The following is a 20,136-nucleotide window of genomic DNA, read 5'->3' as shown; positions in this document are numbered from 1 at the left end:
TCTCCTCAGACACGTTTTTAATTCATAGCGATTAACGCTAAACATTCGCATTTAAGCAGTCAATGCTGTTCTGCATCAGTTTGTGTGTATTTGGTTAATCTTATTACAGTCATAGCCTTTGTATGGCTTTTCTTGATCTGCTGCATCTTGTAGAATGCCTCTCACAAAACCCTGACATTATTGGGCCAACACGACCCATATCGAATCACCATGACGCTGCTTGCTCTCGGAATCAACCATAAAACTGCCCCTGTTGCCCTTCGTGAACGTGTTGCGTTCGGGCCGGAATCACTGGAGCTGGCACTGAATAGCCTGCTGTCTCAACCTCGAGTACAAAGTGGCGTAGTTTTATCGACCTGCAACCGAACCGAGCTCTATCTCAGCGTGGAACAGCAGGCCGATCTGCGTGAGCAACTGGTGCACTGGCTGTGTGAATACCACCAGCTGCAGGAAGAGGATGTGCGTAAAAGCCTCTACTGGCATCAGGATAACGCCGCTGTCAGCCATTTGATGCGCGTGGCCAGCGGTCTGGATTCGTTGGTGTTAGGGGAACCCCAAATTCTCGGCCAGGTGAAAAAAGCCTTTGCCGATTCGCAACGCGGCCACTCACTCAACAGTGAGCTGGAACGCATGTTCCAGAAAACCTTCTCAGTCGCGAAACGTGTTCGTACAGAAACCGATATCGGTGCTAATGCGGTGTCAGTGGCGTTTGCCGCCTGTACGCTCGCACGGCAGATCTTTGAATCGCTGTCGGATGTAAACGTGCTGCTGGTGGGTGCAGGTGAGACGATTGAACTGGTGGCGCGCCATCTGCGTGAACACCGGGTGAAAAATTTAATGATTGCTAACCGTACCCGCGAACGCGCGGAGCTGTTAGCAGAAGAAGTCGGCGCAGAAGTGATTGGCCTGGCGGACATTGATTCCCGTCTGGCCGAAGCGGATATCGTGATCTCCTCCACCGCCAGCCCGTTACCGATCATTGGTAAAGGAATGATGGAGCGCGCGTTGAAAGCGCGTCGTAATCAGCCGATGCTGCTGGTGGATATCGCAGTTCCGCGTGACGTTGAACCGGAGGTCGGCAAATTGCCGAACGCCTATCTTTACAGCGTGGATGACCTCCAGGCGATCATCGAACAAAATATGGCACAACGCAAAGCCGCCGCCTTGCAGGCTGAGAGCATCGTGGTACAAGAGTGCGGTGAATTTATGGCGTGGCTGCGGGCGCAGGGTGCAGTAGACAGCATCCGTGAGTATCGCACCCAGGCGAATGACATTCGTGCTGAGCTGGAAAGTCGTGCGCTGTTAGCCCTGCAACAGGGTGCCGATCCGCAGCAGGTCCTGCAGGAACTGGCGCACAAGCTGACTAACCGTCTGATTCACTCCCCCACGAAGTCCTTGCAGCAGGCCGCCCGCGACGGCGATACTGAGCGGCTACAGATTTTACGTGACAGCCTCGGTCTCGAGTAGGCTGTTACCACCTTTCACGGGAATTCCTCTATTACATGAAAACGTCTATTGTTGCCAAACTGGAGGCTCTGCAAGAGCGCCACGAAGAAGTGGAAGCTATGCTGGGTGATGCCGGTGTGATTGCCGATCAGGAACGCTTTCGCGCCTTATCTCGTGAGTATGCACAGCTTACTGACGTGACCCGTTGTTTCCGCGAATGGCAGCAGGTTCAGGAAGATATCGAAACCGCCCAAATGATGCTGGATGACCCTGAGATGCGTGAAATGGCGCATGAAGAGTTAGTTCAGGCGCGTGAGACGGCGGAACAGCTGGAGCAGCAGTTGCAGGTGTTACTGTTGCCAAAAGATCCCGATGATGAGCGCGCGTGCTTTGTTGAAGTTCGTGCGGGGACCGGCGGTGATGAAGCCGCTATTTTTGCAGGCGATCTGTTCCGTATGTACAGCCGCTTCGCCGAGACACAGCGCTGGCGTGTAGAGATCATGAGCGCCAATGAAGGCGAACACGGTGGCTATAAAGAAGTGATTGCCCGTATTACCGGTGAAGGTGCCTATGGCCGCCTGAAATTCGAGTCTGGCGGTCACCGCGTGCAGCGTGTGCCAGAAACCGAATCGCAAGGGCGTATTCATACTTCAGCTTGTACCGTTGCGGTGATGCCGGAGTTACCGGAAGCTGAGCTGCCGGAAATCAATGCCGGCGATCTGAAAATCGATACCTTCCGTTCGTCGGGAGCGGGTGGTCAGCACGTTAACACCACCGATTCTGCGATTCGTATTACCCACTTACCAACCGGGATTGTGGTGGAGTGTCAGGATGAGCGCTCGCAGCATAAAAACAAAGCGAAGGCATTAGCGGTACTTGGCGCGCGTATCCACGCAGCCGAAATGGCGAAACGCCATGCGGTAGAGGCTTCAACGCGCCGTAACCTGTTAGGCAGTGGCGACCGTTCCGACCGTATCCGCACCTACAATTTCCCACAGGGCCGTGTCACCGACCACCGTATCAACCTGACCATTTACCGTCTGGACGAAACCATGGAAGGGAAGCTGGATAGCCTGATTGAGCCGATTGTACAAGAGTACCAGGCGGATCAGCTGGCGGCTCTGGCTGGTCAAGATTGATGGAAATCCGCGTCTGGTTAAAGCAGGCGATAGCAGTGCTGGCGGGCGGTGAAAGCCCGAAACGTGATGCGGAGATTTTGCTGGGGTTCGTCACCGGCAAATCGCGCAGTTGGCTGGTGGCGTTTGACGACCACCCGCTGGACGCCACTCAACAGGCGCAGCTGGCTGAGTTGCTGGCGCGCCGCGCGCAGGGTGAACCGGTTGCGCATCTGGTGGGGCAGCGTGAGTTTTGGTCATTGCCGTTACGCGTTAACAACAGCACGTTAATTCCCCGTCCGGATACTGAAGTGCTGGTTGAGCAGGCGCTGCTGCGTCTGCCGTCCACGCCGGTCAAGGTGCTGGATCTGGGCACTGGCACCGGCGCGATAGCGCTGGCGCTGGCGAGCGAACGGCCGGATTGTCAGATCACCGGCGTCGACCGCATTCCTGCTGCTGTCGCACTGGCACAGGAAAACGCTGCACAGCTCGGGTTAACCAATGCTGAGTTCTGTCTGAGCCACTGGTTTGATGCACTTCCCGCCACGCGCTTCAGCGTGATTGTCAGTAATCCCCCTTATATCAATAGCCTGGATGAGCATCTCAGCCAGGGCGATGTCCGTTTTGAACCGCTGAGTGCGCTGGTGGCCGAAGAAGATGGCCTCGCCGATTTGCGTTTGCTGATTGTGCAGGCGGTAAACTGGCTTGAACCCGATGGCTGGTTGCTGCTGGAGCATGGCTGGCAGCAGGCTGAAGCGGTGCAACAATTGATGCAGCAGCAGGGCTATCGCGCTATTGAGACCGTTGCCGATTACGGTGGTAATCCACGCGTTACGCTGGCCCAATCCCCCCGTTAACAGGATTTTTATGGCTACCTGGTATCCTCTGATTAAAAACCTTCATATTCTGACCGTTTTCATTACTGTCAGCCTGTTCTTATTGCGTTTTTACTGGCAGCGCACGGGTTCTGTCATGCTACAGCGCCGTTGGGTGCGCATTGCGCCGCACATTAATGATACGTTTTTGCTGCTTACCGGCGTATTGCTGGTGCTGATCACGCACTTTTATCCGTTCTCCCCACAGGGAAGCTGGCTGACGGAGAAGCTAATAGCGGTTATCATCTACATCGCCTTAGCGTCTGTGGCATTGAGCCGTCGCCAGCGTAGTACCAAAACGCGTTGGGTAGGCGGTGTGGTTGCACTGTTAGCGGTAATGGTCGTAATTGACCTGGCGGTGACAAAAATGCCGATTTTGGGGAGTGTATGACCTCGTTCGAACAGTTAGATTTTACCAATGCAAGGCTAAGTGAAGCGGTCATTGGTGCAACAGCCGCCATTCGCACTGATTTTTCAGTGAGCGGCACGGAACAGCAGTTAGCGGCACTGGTGGCAGAAGCACGGGAATATGTCAGCAGTGAACAGGAAGCCGATCAGCAGTTAGATAAGCTACTGGAGCTGTTCTATCAGAAGTGGGGCTTTGGCGGAGCCAGTGGTATCTATAATCTCTCTGACGTGCTGTGGCTGGATAACGTGCTGCAAACGCGTAAAGGTACAGCGGTGTCGCTCGGGGTGATTTTACTGCACATCGCTCATGAGCTGGAACTGCCGCTGATGCCGGTGATTTTCCCCACCCAGTTGATCCTGCGGGCTGACTGGCTGGATGAAGAGATGTGGCTGATTAATCCGTTCAACGGTGAAACGCTGGATACGCATATGCTGGAAGTGTGGCTGAAAGGCAATATCAGCCCGCTCGCACAACTGTATAAAGACGATCTGGATGAAGCCGGCACGGTTAACGTCATGCGCAAAATGCTCGATACGTTGAAGTCCGCGCTGATGGATGAGAAGCAGATGGAGCTGGCGCTGAACGTCAGCAAGGTTCTGCTCCAGATTGACCCGGAAGATCCGTACGAAATCCGCGATCGCGGGCTGATTTACGCTCAGCTGGAATGCGAGCACATCGCGCTGAACGATCTGACCTACTTTGTTGAACAGTGCCCGGAAGATCCGGTCAGTGAGATGATTAAAGTGCAGATCAACGCGATTGAACACAAACAGGTTACGCTGCACTAAGCGGCGCATAATGAACATTATTAAGGACTGAACATGTCGCAAAAAGTCGTGAACATTGGTGATATTCGGGTCGCAAACGATCTGCCATTTGTCCTGTTTGGTGGGATGAACGTGCTGGAGTCGCGCGATCTGGCCATGCGCATCTGCGAACACTACGTGACCGTTACCCAAAAACTGGGTATTCCGTACGTGTTTAAAGCCTCATTCGACAAAGCGAACCGTTCTTCTATCCACTCTTACCGTGGCCCAGGCCTGGAAGAGGGGATGAAAATTTTCCAGGAACTGAAACAGACGTTTGGCGTAAAAATCATTACTGACGTGCATGAAGCCTCTCAGGCTCAGCCCGTTGCCGACGTGGTTGATGTTATTCAGCTGCCAGCCTTCCTCGCCCGTCAGACCGATCTGGTGGAAGCCATGGCGAAAACCGGCGCGGTGATCAACATCAAGAAACCGCAGTTCGTTAGCCCAGGCCAGGTAGGCAATATCGTCGATAAGTTTATCGAAGGTGGCAACGATCAGGTTATCCTGTGCGACCGTGGTAGCAACTTCGGCTATGACAACCTGGTGGTCGACATGCTGGGCTTCAACGTGATGAAGAACGTCAGCGGCAACAGCCCGGTGATCTTCGATGTGACCCACGCCTTGCAAACCCGCGATCCATTCGGTGCTGCTTCCGGTGGTCGTCGTGCTCAGGTGGCTGAACTGGCGCGTGCCGGTATGGCGGTGGGTATTGCCGGTCTGTTTATTGAAGCGCACCCGGAACCGAACAGCGCCAAGTGTGATGGCCCATCGGCACTGCCGCTGGATAAGCTGGAGCCATTCCTGGCACAGATGAAAGCCATTGATGACCTGGTGAAGAGTTTCCCGGAGCTGGATACCAGCAACTGATCGGCAGAATAAAAAAAGCCCCTGCACGCGGTTGCCGGGGCTTTCAGGAAGTATCAAGGACGCCTCGGCGTCCTTTTCTTTTTTGTGCCTAGAGCATAATGGTCAACAGATAGCCCGCAAACAGGGCCAGATGCGCGGCACCGTTTAAGACGTTGGTACGTCCGGTAGAAAACGAGATGTGGCACAGGATCAGAACCGCACTCATCATCACCATCTGTGGTGGCTCAAGACCAAAGACCAGCTGCTGGCCGGTAAGGGTAGCGATAATCGAGACCGCCGGAACCGTCAGTGAAATGGTCGCCAGTACGGAGCCAAAGAACAGGTTCATCGCACGCTGTACCTGGTTAACCAGGACGGCTTTGATCGCCCCTAAACCTTCCGGTGACAGAATCAGCAACGCCACGAGGAAACCGGTGAACTGCGCCGGCGCATTCAACTCAGTGAGTAAACCTTCCAGCGTATTGGCATTCATTTTGGTAACGCTGATAACCGCAATCAGATGGACGATCAACCAAACCGTGTGCCACAGGCTGCTGTGTGCCGAAGGCTTACCGTGGTGTGGGTCGCCATCATCGCTGTCATCTTCATGTTCATAGACAAACAGACTCTGGTGCGTTTTGGTCTGGATCAGCAGGAATACCCCGTACATTGCCGCAGAAATGGCGGCAATGATCAGCGCCTGCGCGGTGGTGAAGTTACCGCCGGGCAGGGCATTCGGGAACACCAGCACCAGTATTGCCAGTGGGAAAATGGCGATCAGATACTGTTTTACCCCGGCAAGGTTCACGTACTGCGTGGCAAATTTGCGCCCGCCCAACAGCAGAGCAAAGCCCACCAGCCCTGAGGTGACAATCATGATGATGGAGTAGAGCGTATCGCGCATCAGCGCGGGGGCAGCATCGCCTGTGGCCATCAGGGCGGAGATCAGGCTGACTTCAAGGATCACCACCGACAGGCTCAGAATCAGTGAGCCATAGGGTTCGCCCAGGCGGTGGGCCAGCACATCCGCATGGCGGACGACGCTGAAAGCACTGCTCAAAATGGCGACCAGGGCCAGCAAGTTAACCCCAATCAGCAGGGGCAGTGAGTGAGGGGCGGTAAGAAAACTCAGAATGCCGAGCGTTACCAACGGAAAAATCAGGGAGTATTCGGTATGACGGGTCTTTTCATGTGCGGCCATGGTCTCTCCTCGGTGCAAGGTCGCGGAACCGGTTACCTGTACGTGCCAGGTTAAGCGGCATAAGTGTAACGTCAACCGTGTTTTTGCTGGGGAAGCTTTACGGTTTTTTACTTCTTGACGGTTTTATTCCCTGTAACGCCTTTTTTGTCCTGTTTTCTCCTCGCCATGATGGTTAATCAGTAAGTTATGTTTTTAATTTTATGTTTATTGCGCACTTTTCTGCGCTTTTCACGCGCCTTGATACGTATTGATAGCGACAAAAATCATAATGGTATAAGTAAATCCTCTAAAGAGGGGTTTGGTCGGTTTTTCCTGTCAGGCCAGGCTTTATCACATTGCTCTCTGGCGCGGGAAGTCTTTCATAGCGTAGCAAAAATGCGCCGTTACGGCGTTTTTGTTGGATTGAAAACCGGTTTTGCTGTGTGCGTGGGTTAGGCAGTAGATGCGCTTTTCCCATAACTTTACTGTGTGATTATAAGTCTGGTCTTGAAAGCGTTGCGGAAAATGCATTAATGTCATTGAACCGCAATAAGAAAGTCACGTAGCAACGCGAGAGCGTTTAACCGAGTGAGGAGGTCGCATTGTTAACCCGAGAATTTTTGTTAAAAGCTGACTGCAAAACCTCGTTTGGTGAAATTGATGAGAGCTTGCTGTGGAGCGCAGAGAAACGCGCATCATCACTGGCAGCGACCCTGTCATGCCGTCCTGATGCCAGCCCGGTGTGGATTTTTGGCTATGGCTCGCTGATGTGGAACCCGATTTTCGAGGCGGAAGAGGTGGCCGCAGGGCGCCTGAATGGCTGGCATCGTGCCTTTTGCCTCCGGCTGCTCGCCGGGCGCGGCAGTGCTGACTATCCCGGCAGAATGTTGGCGCTTAAACAGGGCGGTGAAACCAGCGGGCTGGCGTTTCGGTTACCCGAAGCGCATCTCTACGATGAGCTGGAACTGCTGTGGAAGCGAGAAATGATCACCGGCTGCTACCTGCCCACCTGGTGCGAACTTACCCTGGACGACGGGCGCAAGGTGACGGCTCTGGTGTTTATCATGGACCCGCGCCATCCGCTGTATGAGGCAGACTCCTGTGCTGCGATTGTTGCGCCGCTGATTGCTCACGCGACCGGCCCGCTGGGCTCTAACGCGCAGTATCTGTTCTCCCTTGAACAGGAACTGGCAAAACGCGGCATGGAAGAAGAGAGCCTCAGCTTGCTGGCACAGCAGGTGCGACAACTTCAATCCGGCCGTGCGGCCGGATAAGTCCTACCCCTTACCTGGCGCAATCAGCCAGGTACCGGCATGGGTAATGGTTAACGACTGACGGCGTACACTGCTGCCCTTGCCAATTTCAAACTGATAATCTCCTGCTGGCAGACTCAGCGCAGCAAAACCATTGCTGCTGGCTTTGACGGCCAGCTTTTGCCCGTTCAGCGTAATCGTCTCGTTGGCTGCCAGCGGTAAGTAGACGGTGGCTAATGACGGTGCCGCGACGGGCCTGGCGGCAGACGTCACGGGCAGGGGCATCTCATTCGCTGGCTGACGCTTCACCAGCCACACCGTAACCCCCACAGCCAATACCGCCACCGCAGCCACGCAGGTTAAGAGTGGGGAGAGACGGCGAACGGGCTTGATGGGCAGGGATTCTGCCATAGGAGCCGTGGGATTGATGGCGACGACAACCGGTTCTGCCGGCTCGCGTGGCGTTTGTTCTACTGCGGCAGGCGTGAGTTTGCCGATCACGCTTTCAACATCGCTGACCGGTAAATGGATCAGGCTGGCAAATTCATCAATGGTGGCCGGACGATCTTGTGGCTTCATTGCCAGTGCCCGGTCAATAGCATGCAGTAACGGCAGTGAGAAACCCTGTAGCCCACGTTGCGTCAATGGCTGGTAGCTATCCTCAATACAGCGCACTACGCTGGCTGGCGGCGGTGTGCCAACAATCAGGCTATGTAATACCGCACCTAACGCGTAGATATCGGTCCATGGGCCTTGATCGCTTTCTGCCTCTTCGCTGTATTGCTCTATGGGCGCGAAACCCGGTTTCAACATGATCTCGGTTTCGTCCGACAGATTACCAATCTCTTTGCGCGCTGAGCCGAAATCCAGCAACACCGGCAACTGGTTTTCCTGAATCTGGATATTATCCAGCGAGATATCACGGTGCAGATAGCCTTCACGGTGGATGGTACTGATAGCACCAAACAGGGGAGGCAGGAGGCGGCGTATCCAGGCTTCATCAATGGTGGCTGGGCTTTGCTGTTGCCAGGCTTTCAGGGTCATCCCGCTGTAATACAGCGTACACATATAGGCTGTGCCGTTCTGCTCCCAAAAGCGCAGCACATGCAATAAGCCAGGATGATTGAAGCGCGCCAGCAGGCGTGACTCCTGAATAAAACTGTTGAGACCGGCGCTGAATAGCTTCTGGAAACGTTCACCGCGCAGCACCAGATCATGGCCTTGCTCTGAGCGCATCGCCAGTGATACCGGCATGTACTCTTTGATCGCCACAGTGCGTTCCAGTTGGTGATCCCAGGCGCGATAGACAATGCCAAAACCACCACCGCCAATCACATCCTGAATCTCAAACTCATTAAAGCGAAAGCCGGCTGGCAGGGCGCCGGGAATTGTCGTTGTATTGTTATTTGCCGACATAGAATACTCTCTGAACATGGCCCACGCGGCGATGCGTTACGGGCGATGCAGGCTAATTAATCAATGTTACGCCAGGCACCGATCGCAGGATCAACCAGATCCGCATGTAAGGTGTCGATCAATAACACATGCATTTTCTGCTGTGGCAACCCATTTTCCGACCACAGTTTCTGTTGTTCAGCAATACGTTGTTGCAGCGCAGTGTCAGTTTGCTGCGCAGTGGGTTTCGCGGCCTTGATGAGCAGCGTGCCATCAAAACGCCAGACGTGATGTTGATTGTCGAACGGGAGTACTAGCCAACTCTCTTGTGCATCGCGGCGCGTCACAATCATGCGCTGATTATTGGCCGAGACCACCTGTAACGGCGTGGTGGCGCTGCGCAGGTTTTCCAGCGGATAGCCCTGTTCAAACGTCACGGTAAGCGGGACGTTTTGCGCCGCATCGGTCAGGCTTAATGTAGTATCGCCCTGAAGCCAACCTTCTGATGTACAACGATTCTGTGCCGCATCCGGTATGAACAGCGCGCTGTCAGAACCTGACCACCAGGTGCGGAAGTGGCAACCGCTGGGCAGGTCAAAACGCACCAGTGGCGTGGTATCTGCCATCGGGGAGAGATCCAACGGTGCGGCATTACTGGCGCCAGGGCGTGCGGTGCTGTCTGCTGTGACCACCGGTGCCCACTCCTGGGCTTTGCGGGCGGTGCCACTGGCTAAGAGGGTGCCTTGCTGGTTAGTCATGTGCCACGGCAGGTTGGTCAACTTGCTACACTGATTTGCCAGCAAACGGCCAACCTGGGGCAGAAAGGCGTTAAGTACGCTCACACTCTGCTCTTTTTCCGTGACGATGCGCAACGGCAGCGTGGTTTTACACCAGTCTTCTGGCGCATTGCTCTGCACGTTATCGATATACACCTCCAGCGCCTGGCGGGGCGAATAGACCGCACGATAATCTTCGGCCTGCACGCTGCAGGCAAGGAACATGACCACGAGGCCGGACAGCCACACTTTCATCAACAATCTCCGGAAAACCCCGCCATCATTAGCGTGGTGCAATCAATAAAGCGCTGACATTATGTGCGACGGGGCAACAATTGCTCAGCATCTGCCTGCGAGTAAATCAGGGTGGTCTCTTCTGGTTCGCCAACCCAGATTCCCATCGCACTGAGGTTATCGCTTTTTGTAACCGTATCGAGCCTGTGCGCCATCAGGGTCAGCCACTCATCACAACGGGTGACCATCCGCAGAGCTTGCGCTATGGTCTCGCCCGGTAAATGACGCCAGAAGCCATCACTGCAGACAATGAAAGCGTCACCATCTTCCAGCGGTAAAGGAAGTGACTGGCTTACCTCACGTGGCTGCGCGATACCGAGCGCATTATAGAGTAAATTACTGTTAATGCCGGAATTTTCATAGCCTGCATCATGCAGTTGCTGCGCCAGACTATGGTCACGGGTGACCTGTTTTAGCTCACCATGGCAAAAGTGATAAACCCTGCTGTCGCCTGCGTGTGCCCACCATACCTGAGCATTAAGACGGTCAATAAATAGTGCCGCAACGGTAGTACTCATTTGCGAAAATTTCGGATTACTCCGCTGTGCCTGCTGTAGTTTTTGCTGGCACTGCTTGAGTGCTTCTCCGGTGAACGCGGGAGTGAAATACCGTGCCTGACTGAGCTGTTCCAGCAACGTATCGCAAACCAGTTGCGCCGCCACTGCGCCACCATCTGTACCCGCGACACCATCACAAAGAATAAACATGGCGCGATCTTCGGTGACGTGTGCCGCGTAACGATCCTGATTTTCCGGGCGTTCACCCTGTTGTGAACAGATAGCCCAGTCAATCTTCACGCGTCTTCTCCTCGCGTCTGCGAGTCTTTGTACTGGTTCACTTCCATTTCATAGGCGCGCAGGAAGGCCTCACCAAACAAGGTATGGAAATCATCCTCGATCTCACCGGCTGTGCGCTGATAGTGGCGGGTAAAGGCATCCCACAGCGCGGCTTTACGTGCGGTGCTGAGGGCAATTTTAGGTAATACCCCTTCATTGCGCGCCTGCTCTTCGAGGCGTTGCGGGTTAAAGGATTGCAACATGGCGGCGATGATGGCACGAATACCCGTGATCATGCCGAGCTGATGTGCCTGAAGATCGACTAATGCATCACGCACTGCCTGCTCGGGGGGCATAAATCCGGGGAACTGGCCCTGGTAAATTTGCATCAGTGCGGCTTTACCCGAGGGTAGAATTTTAAACGGGTTATTAGCCTCATTTAAAATCATGGTGAGGTCGGCTTTGACGCCCCGTTTCAGAATGGTACGGGAAGAGAGTAGGGCCACGGTTCCCTGAGAAAACAGGCTCAACATCCGGCCCGTAGTATACATCTGTTCTTCATCCAGTGGCGTCGTCTGGCCGTTGTTCAAACCCATCCCCGCGATCAACGCGGCAATGAGCTTATCCGCGTCGCCGTAGGCTGCGTTTTGCTGCGCCACGGCTGTCGCAGGAAGCGGGTCGATATCTAACCGGGCTTCGGCATGGCCAGCAGGACGCGACACCGCAGGTTCATCCAGTGGCGGTGCGGGGGAGAAGGTTTCGTGCATCTCCAGCGGGTCATGGCTGCTGTCGGCGAGATCGAACAGGGCGAGAGGATCATCCCGGATCGCGGCTTCCCGCGCAGGATCGGTGACCGCAATGACATAATGGCCAATTTCCAGCCGATCGCCATGATGGAGAACCACCTGTTCGCCGCGCGCCAGAGGGCTGCCATTATGCATTACCCGGCTCACACTGCCCTGATTGGTCAGACGGCACTCGCCATCGGCCGAAAGATGGATCAGCGCCTGTAGACGCGAAATGGCTCGCGCAGTGTCAGGCAGTACCAGGTCATTCTCCTGGCTGCGTCCAATGGTGCCACCAGGGGGGTGAAACACCACCGTATTTCCAACCCGGGTTTCATCACCGCTCTCAAGGGTAAATTGCATCTGATATCCCATCATCATGCTATTCGAACATCGGCGGATAGAGGCCATTACGCCCAGGTTTCGCGCCTGCTGCCGGATTAAAAAGTAGGGTAAACAGCTCTGCTGTCAGATTGCCACCGTGTTTGTGCGTTGCGTGCGGGAAGCCATCGCTGCGGTTACTCCACCAGTAGCTAAACGGTAGCCGGGGATTAAAATCTTCCGCCACTTCCCGCCAGCTCAGGGTACACGGCAAGTCGGCGTAGCCAATTACATCCATAATGTCTGAGGGCTGGGTTTCCGGCACCATCAGGGGAACCTGATTTTGCAGCATGCGTTCTAACGCATCCGCTGGCAGGGCATCCTGCACGGCATGCAGCAGGGTCGCACCCAGTTCATCAAACCACTCGCCGGAAATACGCAACTGCGCAGGATGCCAACGATCCGCAGGTATGCTGTGTAAGGCCAGCAGAGGCCAGATGCGACCGACGCGATCGCGCGAGGGCAGCAGGCAACCCATCTGCACCTGACGCGTGCCGGGCGTCACCGGCAGGACAAAATTCCACACCGGGGCGCGCATAAAGCCTGCTGTCGTGGCATGTTCATCGCTCTGACGCAGCAATAACCCCTGCTGAAACCAGTGATTCCAGGGGGCAATCAAGGCTTCTGGCATACGCTGGTGCAGGAAGTCGCCCATTGCAGGTAATTTACCGTACCAGCCGGGCGTCATATGTTTAGCCCTTTTCACTTGGTTACTCCTTCTCCTGCACTGGAACACTCCCTACCGCTGCCAGGTGAGTTGTTTCACCGGCATGTTTGAGGTTGTCCGCCAGTTTACGCATCATCAGCGCGTTATCGCTGGCGTAAGGTGAAGATTGTATCTGCTGATCGAGTAACTGACTGAGGTGCCAGTCAAGTTGTTGCAGATCGCGTGCGGTAATGTCGGCAGGCAGCGATTTCTGCAAGTTTTGCATGATCCAACTGCGCAAAAAGGCACCGTCATAGTTACGCGGCTGATAGAGCATCTGATAGGCGCGTAATGCATTACGACTGTAGCTGTCATCATCGCCTTTATCATCCCGCAGCAGGTTGGTAATTTGCTGGGCGACGCGCGGTAGCAACAGGGATTTCAACGCATTCTGGTACAGCCTCCAGGTCGCATCACTCATCTGTGTGCCACGGTAAAGCCCGGCGCGCATCGTCAACGGCGGATTATCCAGGGAGAAGTGGTCTGACAACGGCAGCTTGACCAAATCATTCAGTAACGGCAGCAGATCAAACAAATTATCTGACGGTTGCTGCACCACTGCACGACTTTCACTTTGAATATGCGGGATGCGTTCCACGATCGAAGACAAGTAGCGCTGATTCTGCTGATAACTGATCCCCCATAAGCCACACAGCAGCAGCAGAGCACCCGTCAGGATGCCATAACCAATCCAGTGGAACAGTTGGTTGCGGGACTCCCAGTGGCGATTGCTACCCGCCAGTCCGCTCTCGCGGAACACCAGATCGTTGAGCAGGTCGCGAATAAAAAAGCTCTGCTGGCGATTGCCCGGAATGGGGTTGCTGCGGTTGACCGTATTCCACGAGGCAATTGACTGGCCACTCTCCTGCGGGATCTGCAATTTACGGTTGAGGTGGCCCATGATACGGTCAAACGGCAGTCCTTCCTGGGTGCCGCTGGTGAAGAACAGTCCGCGTACGCTCCAGCGTGTGTTCTCCTCTTTGGGTGAGCACAGGACATCAAGGTACTCATTTAACAGGGGGCGTAACGAAGCGAACTCCTGTGGGAACAGGAAGCACTCCGCGCGTTGATTCAGGTCGCGTGAGCTGGCCATATGGCCGGCTAGCTGCTGCTGAAGCTGGCGCTCAAGGCGTAAATATTGCTGATTAAAATGCTGATGCCAGTCATGACGCTGGGATTTGCCCGCTTCCCAGGGGAAAGTAAAGCCCCAGATGGCCTCGCGCTGTTGTTTGTCCAGCGTGGAATAAAAGCTCATAAAGCCTTTCAGCAGGTCGGTCTTGGTGACCATGACATACACCGGGAAATGGATGCCGGTTTGCTGGTGCAGTTCTTCAAGACGATTGCGCAACGCGCTGGCTTGCTCAAACCGCGCATCGGCAGAATCACTCAGCAGGTCTGCCACGCTGACGGTCAGGATCACGCCGTTGATTGGCTGGCGAGTACGGTAGTGCTTCAGCAAACGGATGAAACTGGACCATTCGCTGGCATCGCGGTTGCGCTGGCTCTCTTGCAGGCTATAGCGTCCGGCGGTATCAATCAGTACCGCACGGTCAGTAAACCACCAGTCGCAGTGGCGAGTACCGCCAACACCACGAATAGCCGCTTCACCGTGGCTATCGGTGAGCGGGAATTCCAGCCCGGCGTTGAGCAAAGCGGTGGTTTTACCGGCACCCGGTGCACCAATCACCATGTACCAGGGCAACTGATACAGGTAGCCAGTTTGGTAGCGTGCCAGCCAGCCACCCGGTGCCGATCGATTGAACTGGCGGCGTTTAAGCTGGATGAGGGCATCGGTAAACCGTTGCGTGAGCAGCGTTTCATTGGCCTGAACATCCTGTATCTCGTCACTCTGTCCATCCTGGAGTTGTTTGAGCAACTGACCGTTGGCTCTGGCACGCCAGAACGCCGGTAACAGCTTAAACAGCAACCACAGTATGATCAGCGTGCAGATAGCGACCCAGCGCCCGCTGGTGGGTTCTAATGGACGGCTTTCGCCCCAACTGAACAGGGGGCCGAGCAGCCAGATAACACAGCAGAACGCAGCAACACCAATGAAACTCCACAGCAGTCGATGCGTTAGAAAAGCAGTACGCATCACGGCGCTCCTTGAGAGAGATTTTGACTTTCTGGGGCGGCGAACAGCGTAATTTCTACCCGACGATTGCGGGCACGGTTCTCACTGCTGTCATTGGGCTGGATCGGATTACTGTCCCCACGGCCCTCGGTGCGGATGGCGTGATTGTCAGCCAGTTGTAGGCTGAGCACTTGCCCCAACGCGCGCGCGCGGGCAAACGAAAATTCGTAGCTGGAAGCGAATCGCCCCTGAACCGGGCGGTTATCGGTATACACAGACACCAGAATGGTCCCTTTAATATCTTTCATAGCGGTCGCAACGCGCGCCAGTAGGGCGCGTCCCACCGGATTGATTACCGTGCCGTCAGCGGCAAACAGCTTATCGGCAGGGATAATGACTTTGCTGCCAAATGCGCCGTCGCTGACCTGAAGCTGCCCGGCGGCGATCACGTCACTCAGGCGCTGATGCAGATCCAGTAATGCCTGAGGTGAAGCTGGCCTTCTGCCCGCGACAATCTGCGGCAGTGGCAACTGGTAAATAGTGCGCAGTAACGGGCCACTTTCAGTGCCGAGGCGCCAGTTAAGTCCAGAATAGACCAGGCTTGCCACCAATACGGCCACGGTAGCGCAGGCCCAGAGTGGGATCATGGGACGCGTTAAAGAGCTGGCTAACGGGTGAACCTCAACCTGGGGTTTTGCCTGATTCATGGCGCTACTACGCGTATTAGCGATCAGCTGCGCCAGGCGTTGTCGCAGGGCTTCGCACTGTTCAGTCCCGTTCTCCGCGTCGCGATAGCGTCCTTCATAGCCGAGCAGTAGGCAGTAGTGCATCACTTCCAGTAGCCAGAGGTGCGTTTGCGGTTTTTGTGAAATGCGCGCCAGCAGTTGGAAAAATTTCTCGCCCCCGCCACTTTCATTATGGAAGGTGATCAACATGCCATTGCCAGACCAGACGCCGCGCGTTCCCCATGGCGTCTGCGCAGCGGCTTCGTCCAGTACGCTACACAGGCAGTAGCGGGCACCAATGATCATTTCAAACGGCAAGCCAGACTGTTTGCTGCGCTGCTCAAACTGACGGATTTCATCAATCAGTAGCTGGCGTAGGCTGGCAGGATCGTCGTGTGTCGCTGCCTGGCGAATTTGCACCACGGCATTCAGCAGCGGAGCCGCAGCCTGTAGTAAGAGGTTATCGCTGCCTGAGACTTTATCCTCAGGCGCACTGTGTTGCTGCGTCATTCAGTTACATTCTTCCAGAGCTTATTTGCTCTCTCATCGGACAGGGTTGGACAAATAAAACGGGTTGTGAGCCGCAAGACGGCATCAGTCCAGAATCCAGGTCGCGGTGTTTTTGCTTCGGCAGGCTTTATTATCACCGCCTACATTAACGCACTCTTGGGTCGTTTTACGCGGGCGTGGGCGATCGTTACGCAGCGTGGCAGCATAACGGCTGCTTTCGACCCCGGCTTTGGTGGGCACATAGCCGATGAGCGGCCCATCACGCTGATCGGCTATCGCCAGCCAGTGATGTTCAACCTCGCCTAACACAAAGAATGGCTTGCTGTTTGCCAGCGTACGCACCACCTGACCGCTGTAGTCAGGCGTAGTCATGACCGAGGCCGCATACAAGGCACGCCAGGTTTGATTCAGTGGCGTGAATTCATGAGGGGCGGATACCGCATAGCGGTGGACCAGTTTAACCCCGTTAATTTCACTGGTGACCAGCGTGTCGTCAGCGGGTTTTGCAGGTGGCGATTTACAGCTGGCCAGGCTCAACACTGCGATCAGCGTTAATATAAGACGCTTTTTCACCATAATCCTCATGATCGTTATCGAAAAAAGGGTCATATAACATTGGGATAGTTCTGGTGCTCAGTCTACCTAAGACTTTTAGGATTTTAAACCATTGCACTCCATGAGAAGGCGTGTCAGGCCGCTGTTTAATCAACTCTGGCGAATAAAGTGTGATCAGGCAATGAGTTGAATTATAAATTTATCTTTACTGTTTCCCTGAGGAACTCAGCGTACTCCAGGCCGGCCTGAGGTTCAGCCCAGTGCAGTGTTAATTAATCGTAAATTTCATTTATTACTTTGCGCTGTCATATCGCTTCGGTAGGTGAATATCTGATCAGATATTTCAGATAAAACATGTCCTGAGCAGCGGATATTCGCACCACCCTGATTTGGACAGGGTTGATGTGCTAAGGTAATCGATATTACTCACTTTTTCCCTGTTATATTGTTGCTATGCGCTTTGTGTTGGGTCGTTGTTCATCACTCCTTCTCCTCCTGGTTAGTACCCACGCTAACGCGTGGCAATCCAGCCTTGATAAGCTCTCGTCGTCGTCCTTCGATGAGCGTGACGCACATTTACTGCACATGGAGCACAGCCTGCCGCAGTTAGGCAGTGATGCGAGCAGCGATGACAGTGACTGGAGTAAAAAGCTTGCGACCATTGCGCAGAGTATCGCCACCGCCAGTGAGCAGAGCAGTGACGATGACTCATTTGGTCACGAAGCCAGCGTCTGGGCGTTTAACCATTTTCGCGATGAAGTGGCTGAGCGGGTGGCTAGCGAGGGTGCCTCGTTACTTTCGCCGTATGGCACCGCAGAGATTGGTTTACAGGTTGATATGGCGGGAAATTTCACCGGTTCTGAAGCCACCTTACTCAGTCCGTTACAGGACCGGAAATCCTTTCTGACCTATAGCCAACTCGGGATCAGTGAAAGCGATCAGGGGCCGGTCGGCAGCGCAGGCCTTGGCCAGCGTTGGATGGCCGGAAGCTGGCTGCTGGGGTACAACGCATTTATCGATCGCAGCGCACGCAGTGGTTTACAGCGGGGTTCAGTGGGGACTGAAGCCTGGGGAAATTTCCTGCGCTTATCGGCGAACTACTATTATCCGCTCAGTAGCTGGCGGGGCGGCAGCAGCGGAGTCGAGCAGCGGATGGCACGCGGCTACGATATTACCAGCCAGAGCTATTTGCCTTTTTATCGTCAGCTAGGTTTTAGCCTGAGCTATCAGCAATTCCTCGGTGACAACATCGATCTGTTTAATAGCGGGACGTTGTACCACAATCCCGCCGCGTTCTCGTTAGGCGTCTCTTACACGCCGGTTCCTTTAGTCACTTTTTCTGCCAGTCACAAGGCCAGCAGTGACGGGGAAACGCAGGATGTCTTTGGCCTGAAGCTCAACTATCGCTTTGGTGCCTCACTCCAGCAGATGTTAGATCCGGCGAACGTTGCGGTAGTACGTTCGCTCCGCGGCAGTTGGCTAGATCGCGCGACCCGCAGCGAACAACCGGTTTATCAGTATCGTCAACGCAAGTCTTTATCGGTATTTCTGGCTACGCCACCGTGGCAGCTTAATCCGCAGGAGAGTGTGCAACTGGTTTTACAGGTTCACAGCGCGAATCCGATTGTTAAGCTGCTATGGCAAGGCGATACGCAGGCGCTGAGCCTGACACCCCCCGCAGACAACACCAGTACCAGCGGATGGTCGGTGATTATGCCCGCATGGGATAATACGCCCGGTGCGTCAAACCGTTATCGTCTTACGGTGACGTTGCAGGACAGCAAACAGCAGCGCGTTACCTCAAACGAAATTGTGCTGGCGCTTCAGCCGCCGATGCAGCTTGACCAGGGCGAGGATGATAATCAATTTGATATTTTGGCACCTGGGCCTTAATCGCAGCGACGATAAAGCCTGATGTTGCGACATCAGGCTTGGGGAAATGCCAACAGCTAACATCAGAACTGATAAGCGAAGCCTGCGGCGGAAACATCGTCGGTGGCCAGACCCAATGGATTATCCTTTTTCAGCAAGTTAATCCGGTATTCTGCATAGATATTGAAGTTTTTATTGAAGTAGTAATACGCACCAAACGAGGTGTATTTGACGATATCAGCGTCGCCAATATTCTCAATGTCTTTGCCTTTTGATGAAACATAGGCAGCCGAAGGGCGGAATCCATTCAGGAACTGATATTGCGCCACCACTTCAAAGTTTTGCGCTTTATTCGCGAAACCGCCGCTGATGGGAGTGGCATTAAGCGTCTCACCGTACAGGGTGGCCAGATAAATCTGGTTGGCATCATATTTGATCGCGGTGGCCCAGTTCTGCGCTTTGTCCCCTTTGCCACGCGTCGCCTGATTTTGCGCGTTGGTTCTGTCCAGGCTGGCATAAGCCCCCACCAGGCTAAGACCAAAATCAAAGTTATATGAGGCGGAAAGCGCGAAGCCGTCACCATTACCACGGCGCACGGCATCGGTGGCACCGGTACGCTCGTTCTTACCCTGATACTGAGCGGCAACGTTCAGACCATCAACCAGTCCAAAGAAGCCATTATTACGCCAGGTCAGCAGACCGCCTGCACGCCCGGCGAGGAACGCATCGGCATACCCTGAGTTACCGCCAAAGAAGGGCAGCATATCGGTATAGCCTAATGCGTCATAGACCAGACCGTAATTACGGCCGTAATCAATGGAACCGAAATCGCCATATTTCAACCCGGCAAAGCCGAGGCGGGTACGGTTATTGGTTTGTGCATCGCTACCTTCCGAGTTAGCCAGGCTGTACTGATATTGCCAGAAACCATAGCCGCTCAGTTTATCGGTGATTTGTGTTTGCCCTCTGAAACCAAAACGCGCATAAGAGGAGACATCACCATTGTTGCTGTCATCATTGGAAAACAGATGGGAGACGCTGACTTTGCCGTTTAAATCTATTTTATTGCCATCTTTATTATAAATCTCGGCAGCCTGAGTGGAAGATATTGCCAGTAATAACGGCATCAATGCCGTCAGTAACGAACGCTTCATCATCAAATAAACCCTTTTTCATTATGTAAGTTATAAGTTGGTGCGGAGTGAAAATGACACAGAAAGTAAAATTAATCGATTGCAATACCTGTTACAAAATATTTCAGTTAATTTCTATATAAGATGATTATCTTAAGTGACGATGATAAAGAGTTGAATCCCAATATTCGATAACAGTAATGCAATGGGTGGGATTTAAA

General features: G+C 54.2%; 18 protein-coding genes. 8 read left to right on the top strand and 10 right to left on the bottom strand.

Annotated elements, in window-relative coordinates; translation table 11 throughout:
* Positions 1–210: 210 nt before the first annotated feature.
* The 6 genes from hemA to kdsA are packed head-to-tail and all read left to right on the top strand — an operon-like array spanning position 211 to position 5,521.
* Positions 211–1,467 (top strand): glutamyl-tRNA reductase, encoded by a 1,257-nt coding sequence (gene hemA, locus F3J40_RS00635; protein ID WP_017349037.1) that lies wholly within the window; start codon positions 211–213, stop codon positions 1,465–1,467.
* 35 nt (positions 1,468–1,502) lie between these two features.
* Positions 1,503–2,585 carry a peptide chain release factor 1 gene (gene prfA, locus F3J40_RS00630; protein ID WP_017349036.1) on the top strand — a complete coding sequence of 361 codons (1,083 nt, stop codon included), beginning with the start codon at positions 1,503–1,505 and terminating at the stop codon, positions 2,583–2,585.
* Positions 2,585–3,418: a peptide chain release factor N(5)-glutamine methyltransferase gene (prmC, locus tag F3J40_RS00625; RefSeq protein WP_167011950.1), complete on the top strand. Its 834-nt coding sequence runs from the start codon at positions 2,585–2,587 to the stop codon at positions 3,416–3,418. The genes prfA and prmC overlap by 1 nt, the downstream gene beginning before the upstream one ends.
* Positions 3,419–3,428: 10 nt before the next feature.
* On the top strand, positions 3,429–3,827 hold the full coding sequence (locus F3J40_RS00620; protein ID WP_167011948.1) for a SirB2 family protein: 399 nt from the start codon (positions 3,429–3,431) through the stop codon (positions 3,825–3,827).
* Positions 3,824–4,633, top strand: a complete 810-nt coding sequence (gene sirB1, locus F3J40_RS00615) for an invasion regulator SirB1 (RefSeq protein WP_167011946.1) — start codon at positions 3,824–3,826, stop codon at positions 4,631–4,633. The genes F3J40_RS00620 and sirB1 overlap by 4 nt, the downstream gene beginning before the upstream one ends.
* 33 nt (positions 4,634–4,666) lie before the next feature.
* Positions 4,667–5,521, top strand: coding sequence for a 3-deoxy-8-phosphooctulonate synthase (kdsA, locus tag F3J40_RS00610; RefSeq protein WP_167011944.1), 855 nt, complete (start codon positions 4,667–4,669; stop codon positions 5,519–5,521).
* An 88-nt stretch (positions 5,522–5,609) separates the two neighbouring features.
* Here kdsA and chaA read toward each other — a convergent pair whose 3' ends face one another.
* Positions 5,610–6,701, bottom strand: coding sequence for a sodium-potassium/proton antiporter ChaA (chaA, locus tag F3J40_RS00605; RefSeq protein WP_017349030.1), 1,092 nt, complete (start codon positions 6,699–6,701; stop codon positions 5,610–5,612).
* A gap of 581 nt (positions 6,702–7,282) precedes the next feature.
* Here chaA and F3J40_RS00600 point away from each other — a divergent pair.
* On the top strand, positions 7,283–7,954 hold the full coding sequence (locus F3J40_RS00600) for a gamma-glutamylcyclotransferase (protein WP_167011942.1): 672 nt from the start codon (positions 7,283–7,285) through the stop codon (positions 7,952–7,954).
* A gap of 3 nt (positions 7,955–7,957) precedes the next feature.
* Here F3J40_RS00600 and F3J40_RS00595 read toward each other — a convergent pair whose 3' ends face one another.
* From F3J40_RS00595 to F3J40_RS00560, 8 genes are all read right to left on the bottom strand, one after another.
* Positions 7,958–9,349, bottom strand: coding sequence for a serine/threonine protein kinase (locus F3J40_RS00595; protein WP_167011940.1), 1,392 nt, complete (start codon positions 9,347–9,349; stop codon positions 7,958–7,960).
* A 56-nt stretch (positions 9,350–9,405) separates the two neighbouring features.
* Positions 9,406–10,359, bottom strand: a complete 954-nt coding sequence (locus F3J40_RS00590) for a hypothetical protein (protein WP_167011939.1) — start codon at positions 10,357–10,359, stop codon at positions 9,406–9,408.
* A gap of 59 nt (positions 10,360–10,418) precedes the next feature.
* Positions 10,419–11,195: a PP2C family protein-serine/threonine phosphatase gene (locus F3J40_RS00585; RefSeq protein WP_167011937.1), complete on the bottom strand. Its 777-nt coding sequence runs from the start codon at positions 11,193–11,195 to the stop codon at positions 10,419–10,421.
* On the bottom strand, positions 11,192–12,322 hold the full coding sequence (gene tagH / locus F3J40_RS00580; protein ID WP_167011935.1) for a type VI secretion system-associated FHA domain protein TagH: 1,131 nt from the start codon (positions 12,320–12,322) through the stop codon (positions 11,192–11,194). Before tagH ends, F3J40_RS00585 begins: the two co-directional genes overlap by 4 nt.
* A gap of 19 nt (positions 12,323–12,341) precedes the next feature.
* Complete coding sequence (gene tagF / locus F3J40_RS00575; RefSeq protein ID WP_167012903.1) at positions 12,342–13,028, bottom strand: type VI secretion system-associated protein TagF; 687 nt, start codon at positions 13,026–13,028, stop codon at positions 12,342–12,344.
* Positions 13,029–13,050: 22 nt separating this feature from the next.
* A complete protein-coding gene (tssM, locus tag F3J40_RS00570; protein WP_167011933.1) occupies positions 13,051–15,141 on the bottom strand; it encodes a type VI secretion system membrane subunit TssM in 2,091 nt (696 codons plus the stop codon).
* Positions 15,141–16,355, bottom strand: coding sequence for a type IVB secretion system protein IcmH/DotU (gene icmH / locus F3J40_RS00565; RefSeq protein ID WP_167011931.1), 1,215 nt, complete (start codon positions 16,353–16,355; stop codon positions 15,141–15,143). The genes tssM and icmH overlap by 1 nt, the downstream gene beginning before the upstream one ends.
* Positions 16,356–16,439: 84 nt before the next feature.
* Complete coding sequence (locus F3J40_RS00560) at positions 16,440–16,931, bottom strand: SH3 domain-containing protein (protein WP_205297159.1); 492 nt, start codon at positions 16,929–16,931, stop codon at positions 16,440–16,442.
* A gap of 432 nt (positions 16,932–17,363) precedes the next feature.
* Between F3J40_RS00560 and F3J40_RS00555 the strand changes: the two genes are divergently transcribed.
* The gene (locus tag F3J40_RS00555; protein ID WP_167011929.1) at positions 17,364–18,803 is read left to right on the top strand and encodes a YchO/YchP family invasin; all 1,440 of its coding nucleotides are present in this window, start codon (positions 17,364–17,366) and stop codon (positions 18,801–18,803) included.
* Positions 18,804–18,865: 62 nt separating this feature from the next.
* Here F3J40_RS00555 and F3J40_RS00550 read toward each other — a convergent pair whose 3' ends face one another.
* The gene (locus F3J40_RS00550; RefSeq protein ID WP_304623104.1) at positions 18,866–19,939 is read right to left on the bottom strand and encodes a porin; all 1,074 of its coding nucleotides are present in this window, start codon (positions 19,937–19,939) and stop codon (positions 18,866–18,868) included.
* Positions 19,940–20,136: the final 197 nt, after the last annotated feature.

The sequence above is a fragment of the Candidatus Pantoea multigeneris genome (genome assembly GCF_011752615.1).
GTDB classification, from domain to species: domain Bacteria; phylum Pseudomonadota; class Gammaproteobacteria; order Enterobacterales; family Enterobacteriaceae; genus Pantoea; species Pantoea multigeneris.
This window is presented reverse-complemented; position numbering and strand designations above follow the sequence as displayed.

Coding starts and splice junctions, on each gene's coding strand:
- hemA (WP_017349037.1), top strand. CDS start 211: ATGACGCTGCTTGCTCTCGGAATCAACCATAAAACTGCCCCTGTTGCC.
- prfA (WP_017349036.1), top strand. CDS start 1,503: ATGAAAACGTCTATTGTTGCCAAACTGGAGGCTCTGCAAGAGCGCCAC.
- prmC (WP_167011950.1), top strand. CDS start 2,585: ATGGAAATCCGCGTCTGGTTAAAGCAGGCGATAGCAGTGCTGGCGGGC.
- F3J40_RS00620 (WP_167011948.1), top strand. CDS start 3,429: ATGGCTACCTGGTATCCTCTGATTAAAAACCTTCATATTCTGACCGTT.
- sirB1 (WP_167011946.1), top strand. CDS start 3,824: ATGACCTCGTTCGAACAGTTAGATTTTACCAATGCAAGGCTAAGTGAA.
- kdsA (WP_167011944.1), top strand. CDS start 4,667: ATGTCGCAAAAAGTCGTGAACATTGGTGATATTCGGGTCGCAAACGAT.
- chaA (WP_017349030.1), bottom strand. CDS start 6,701: ATGGCCGCACATGAAAAGACCCGTCATACCGAATACTCCCTGATTTTT.
- F3J40_RS00595 (WP_167011940.1), bottom strand. CDS start 9,349: ATGTCGGCAAATAACAATACAACGACAATTCCCGGCGCCCTGCCAGCC.
- F3J40_RS00590 (WP_167011939.1), bottom strand. CDS start 10,359: ATGAAAGTGTGGCTGTCCGGCCTCGTGGTCATGTTCCTTGCCTGCAGC.
- tagH (WP_167011935.1), bottom strand. CDS start 12,322: ATGCAATTTACCCTTGAGAGCGGTGATGAAACCCGGGTTGGAAATACG.
- tagF (WP_167012903.1), bottom strand. CDS start 13,028: ATGACGCCCGGCTGGTACGGTAAATTACCTGCAATGGGCGACTTCCTG.
- tssM (WP_167011933.1), bottom strand. CDS start 15,141: ATGCGTACTGCTTTTCTAACGCATCGACTGCTGTGGAGTTTCATTGGT.
- icmH (WP_167011931.1), bottom strand. CDS start 16,355: ATGACGCAGCAACACAGTGCGCCTGAGGATAAAGTCTCAGGCAGCGAT.
- F3J40_RS00560 (WP_205297159.1), bottom strand. CDS start 16,931: ATGGTGAAAAAGCGTCTTATATTAACGCTGATCGCAGTGTTGAGCCTG.
- F3J40_RS00555 (WP_167011929.1), top strand. CDS start 17,364: ATGCGCTTTGTGTTGGGTCGTTGTTCATCACTCCTTCTCCTCCTGGTT.
- F3J40_RS00550 (WP_304623104.1), bottom strand. CDS start 19,939: ATGATGAAGCGTTCGTTACTGACGGCATTGATGCCGTTATTACTGGCA.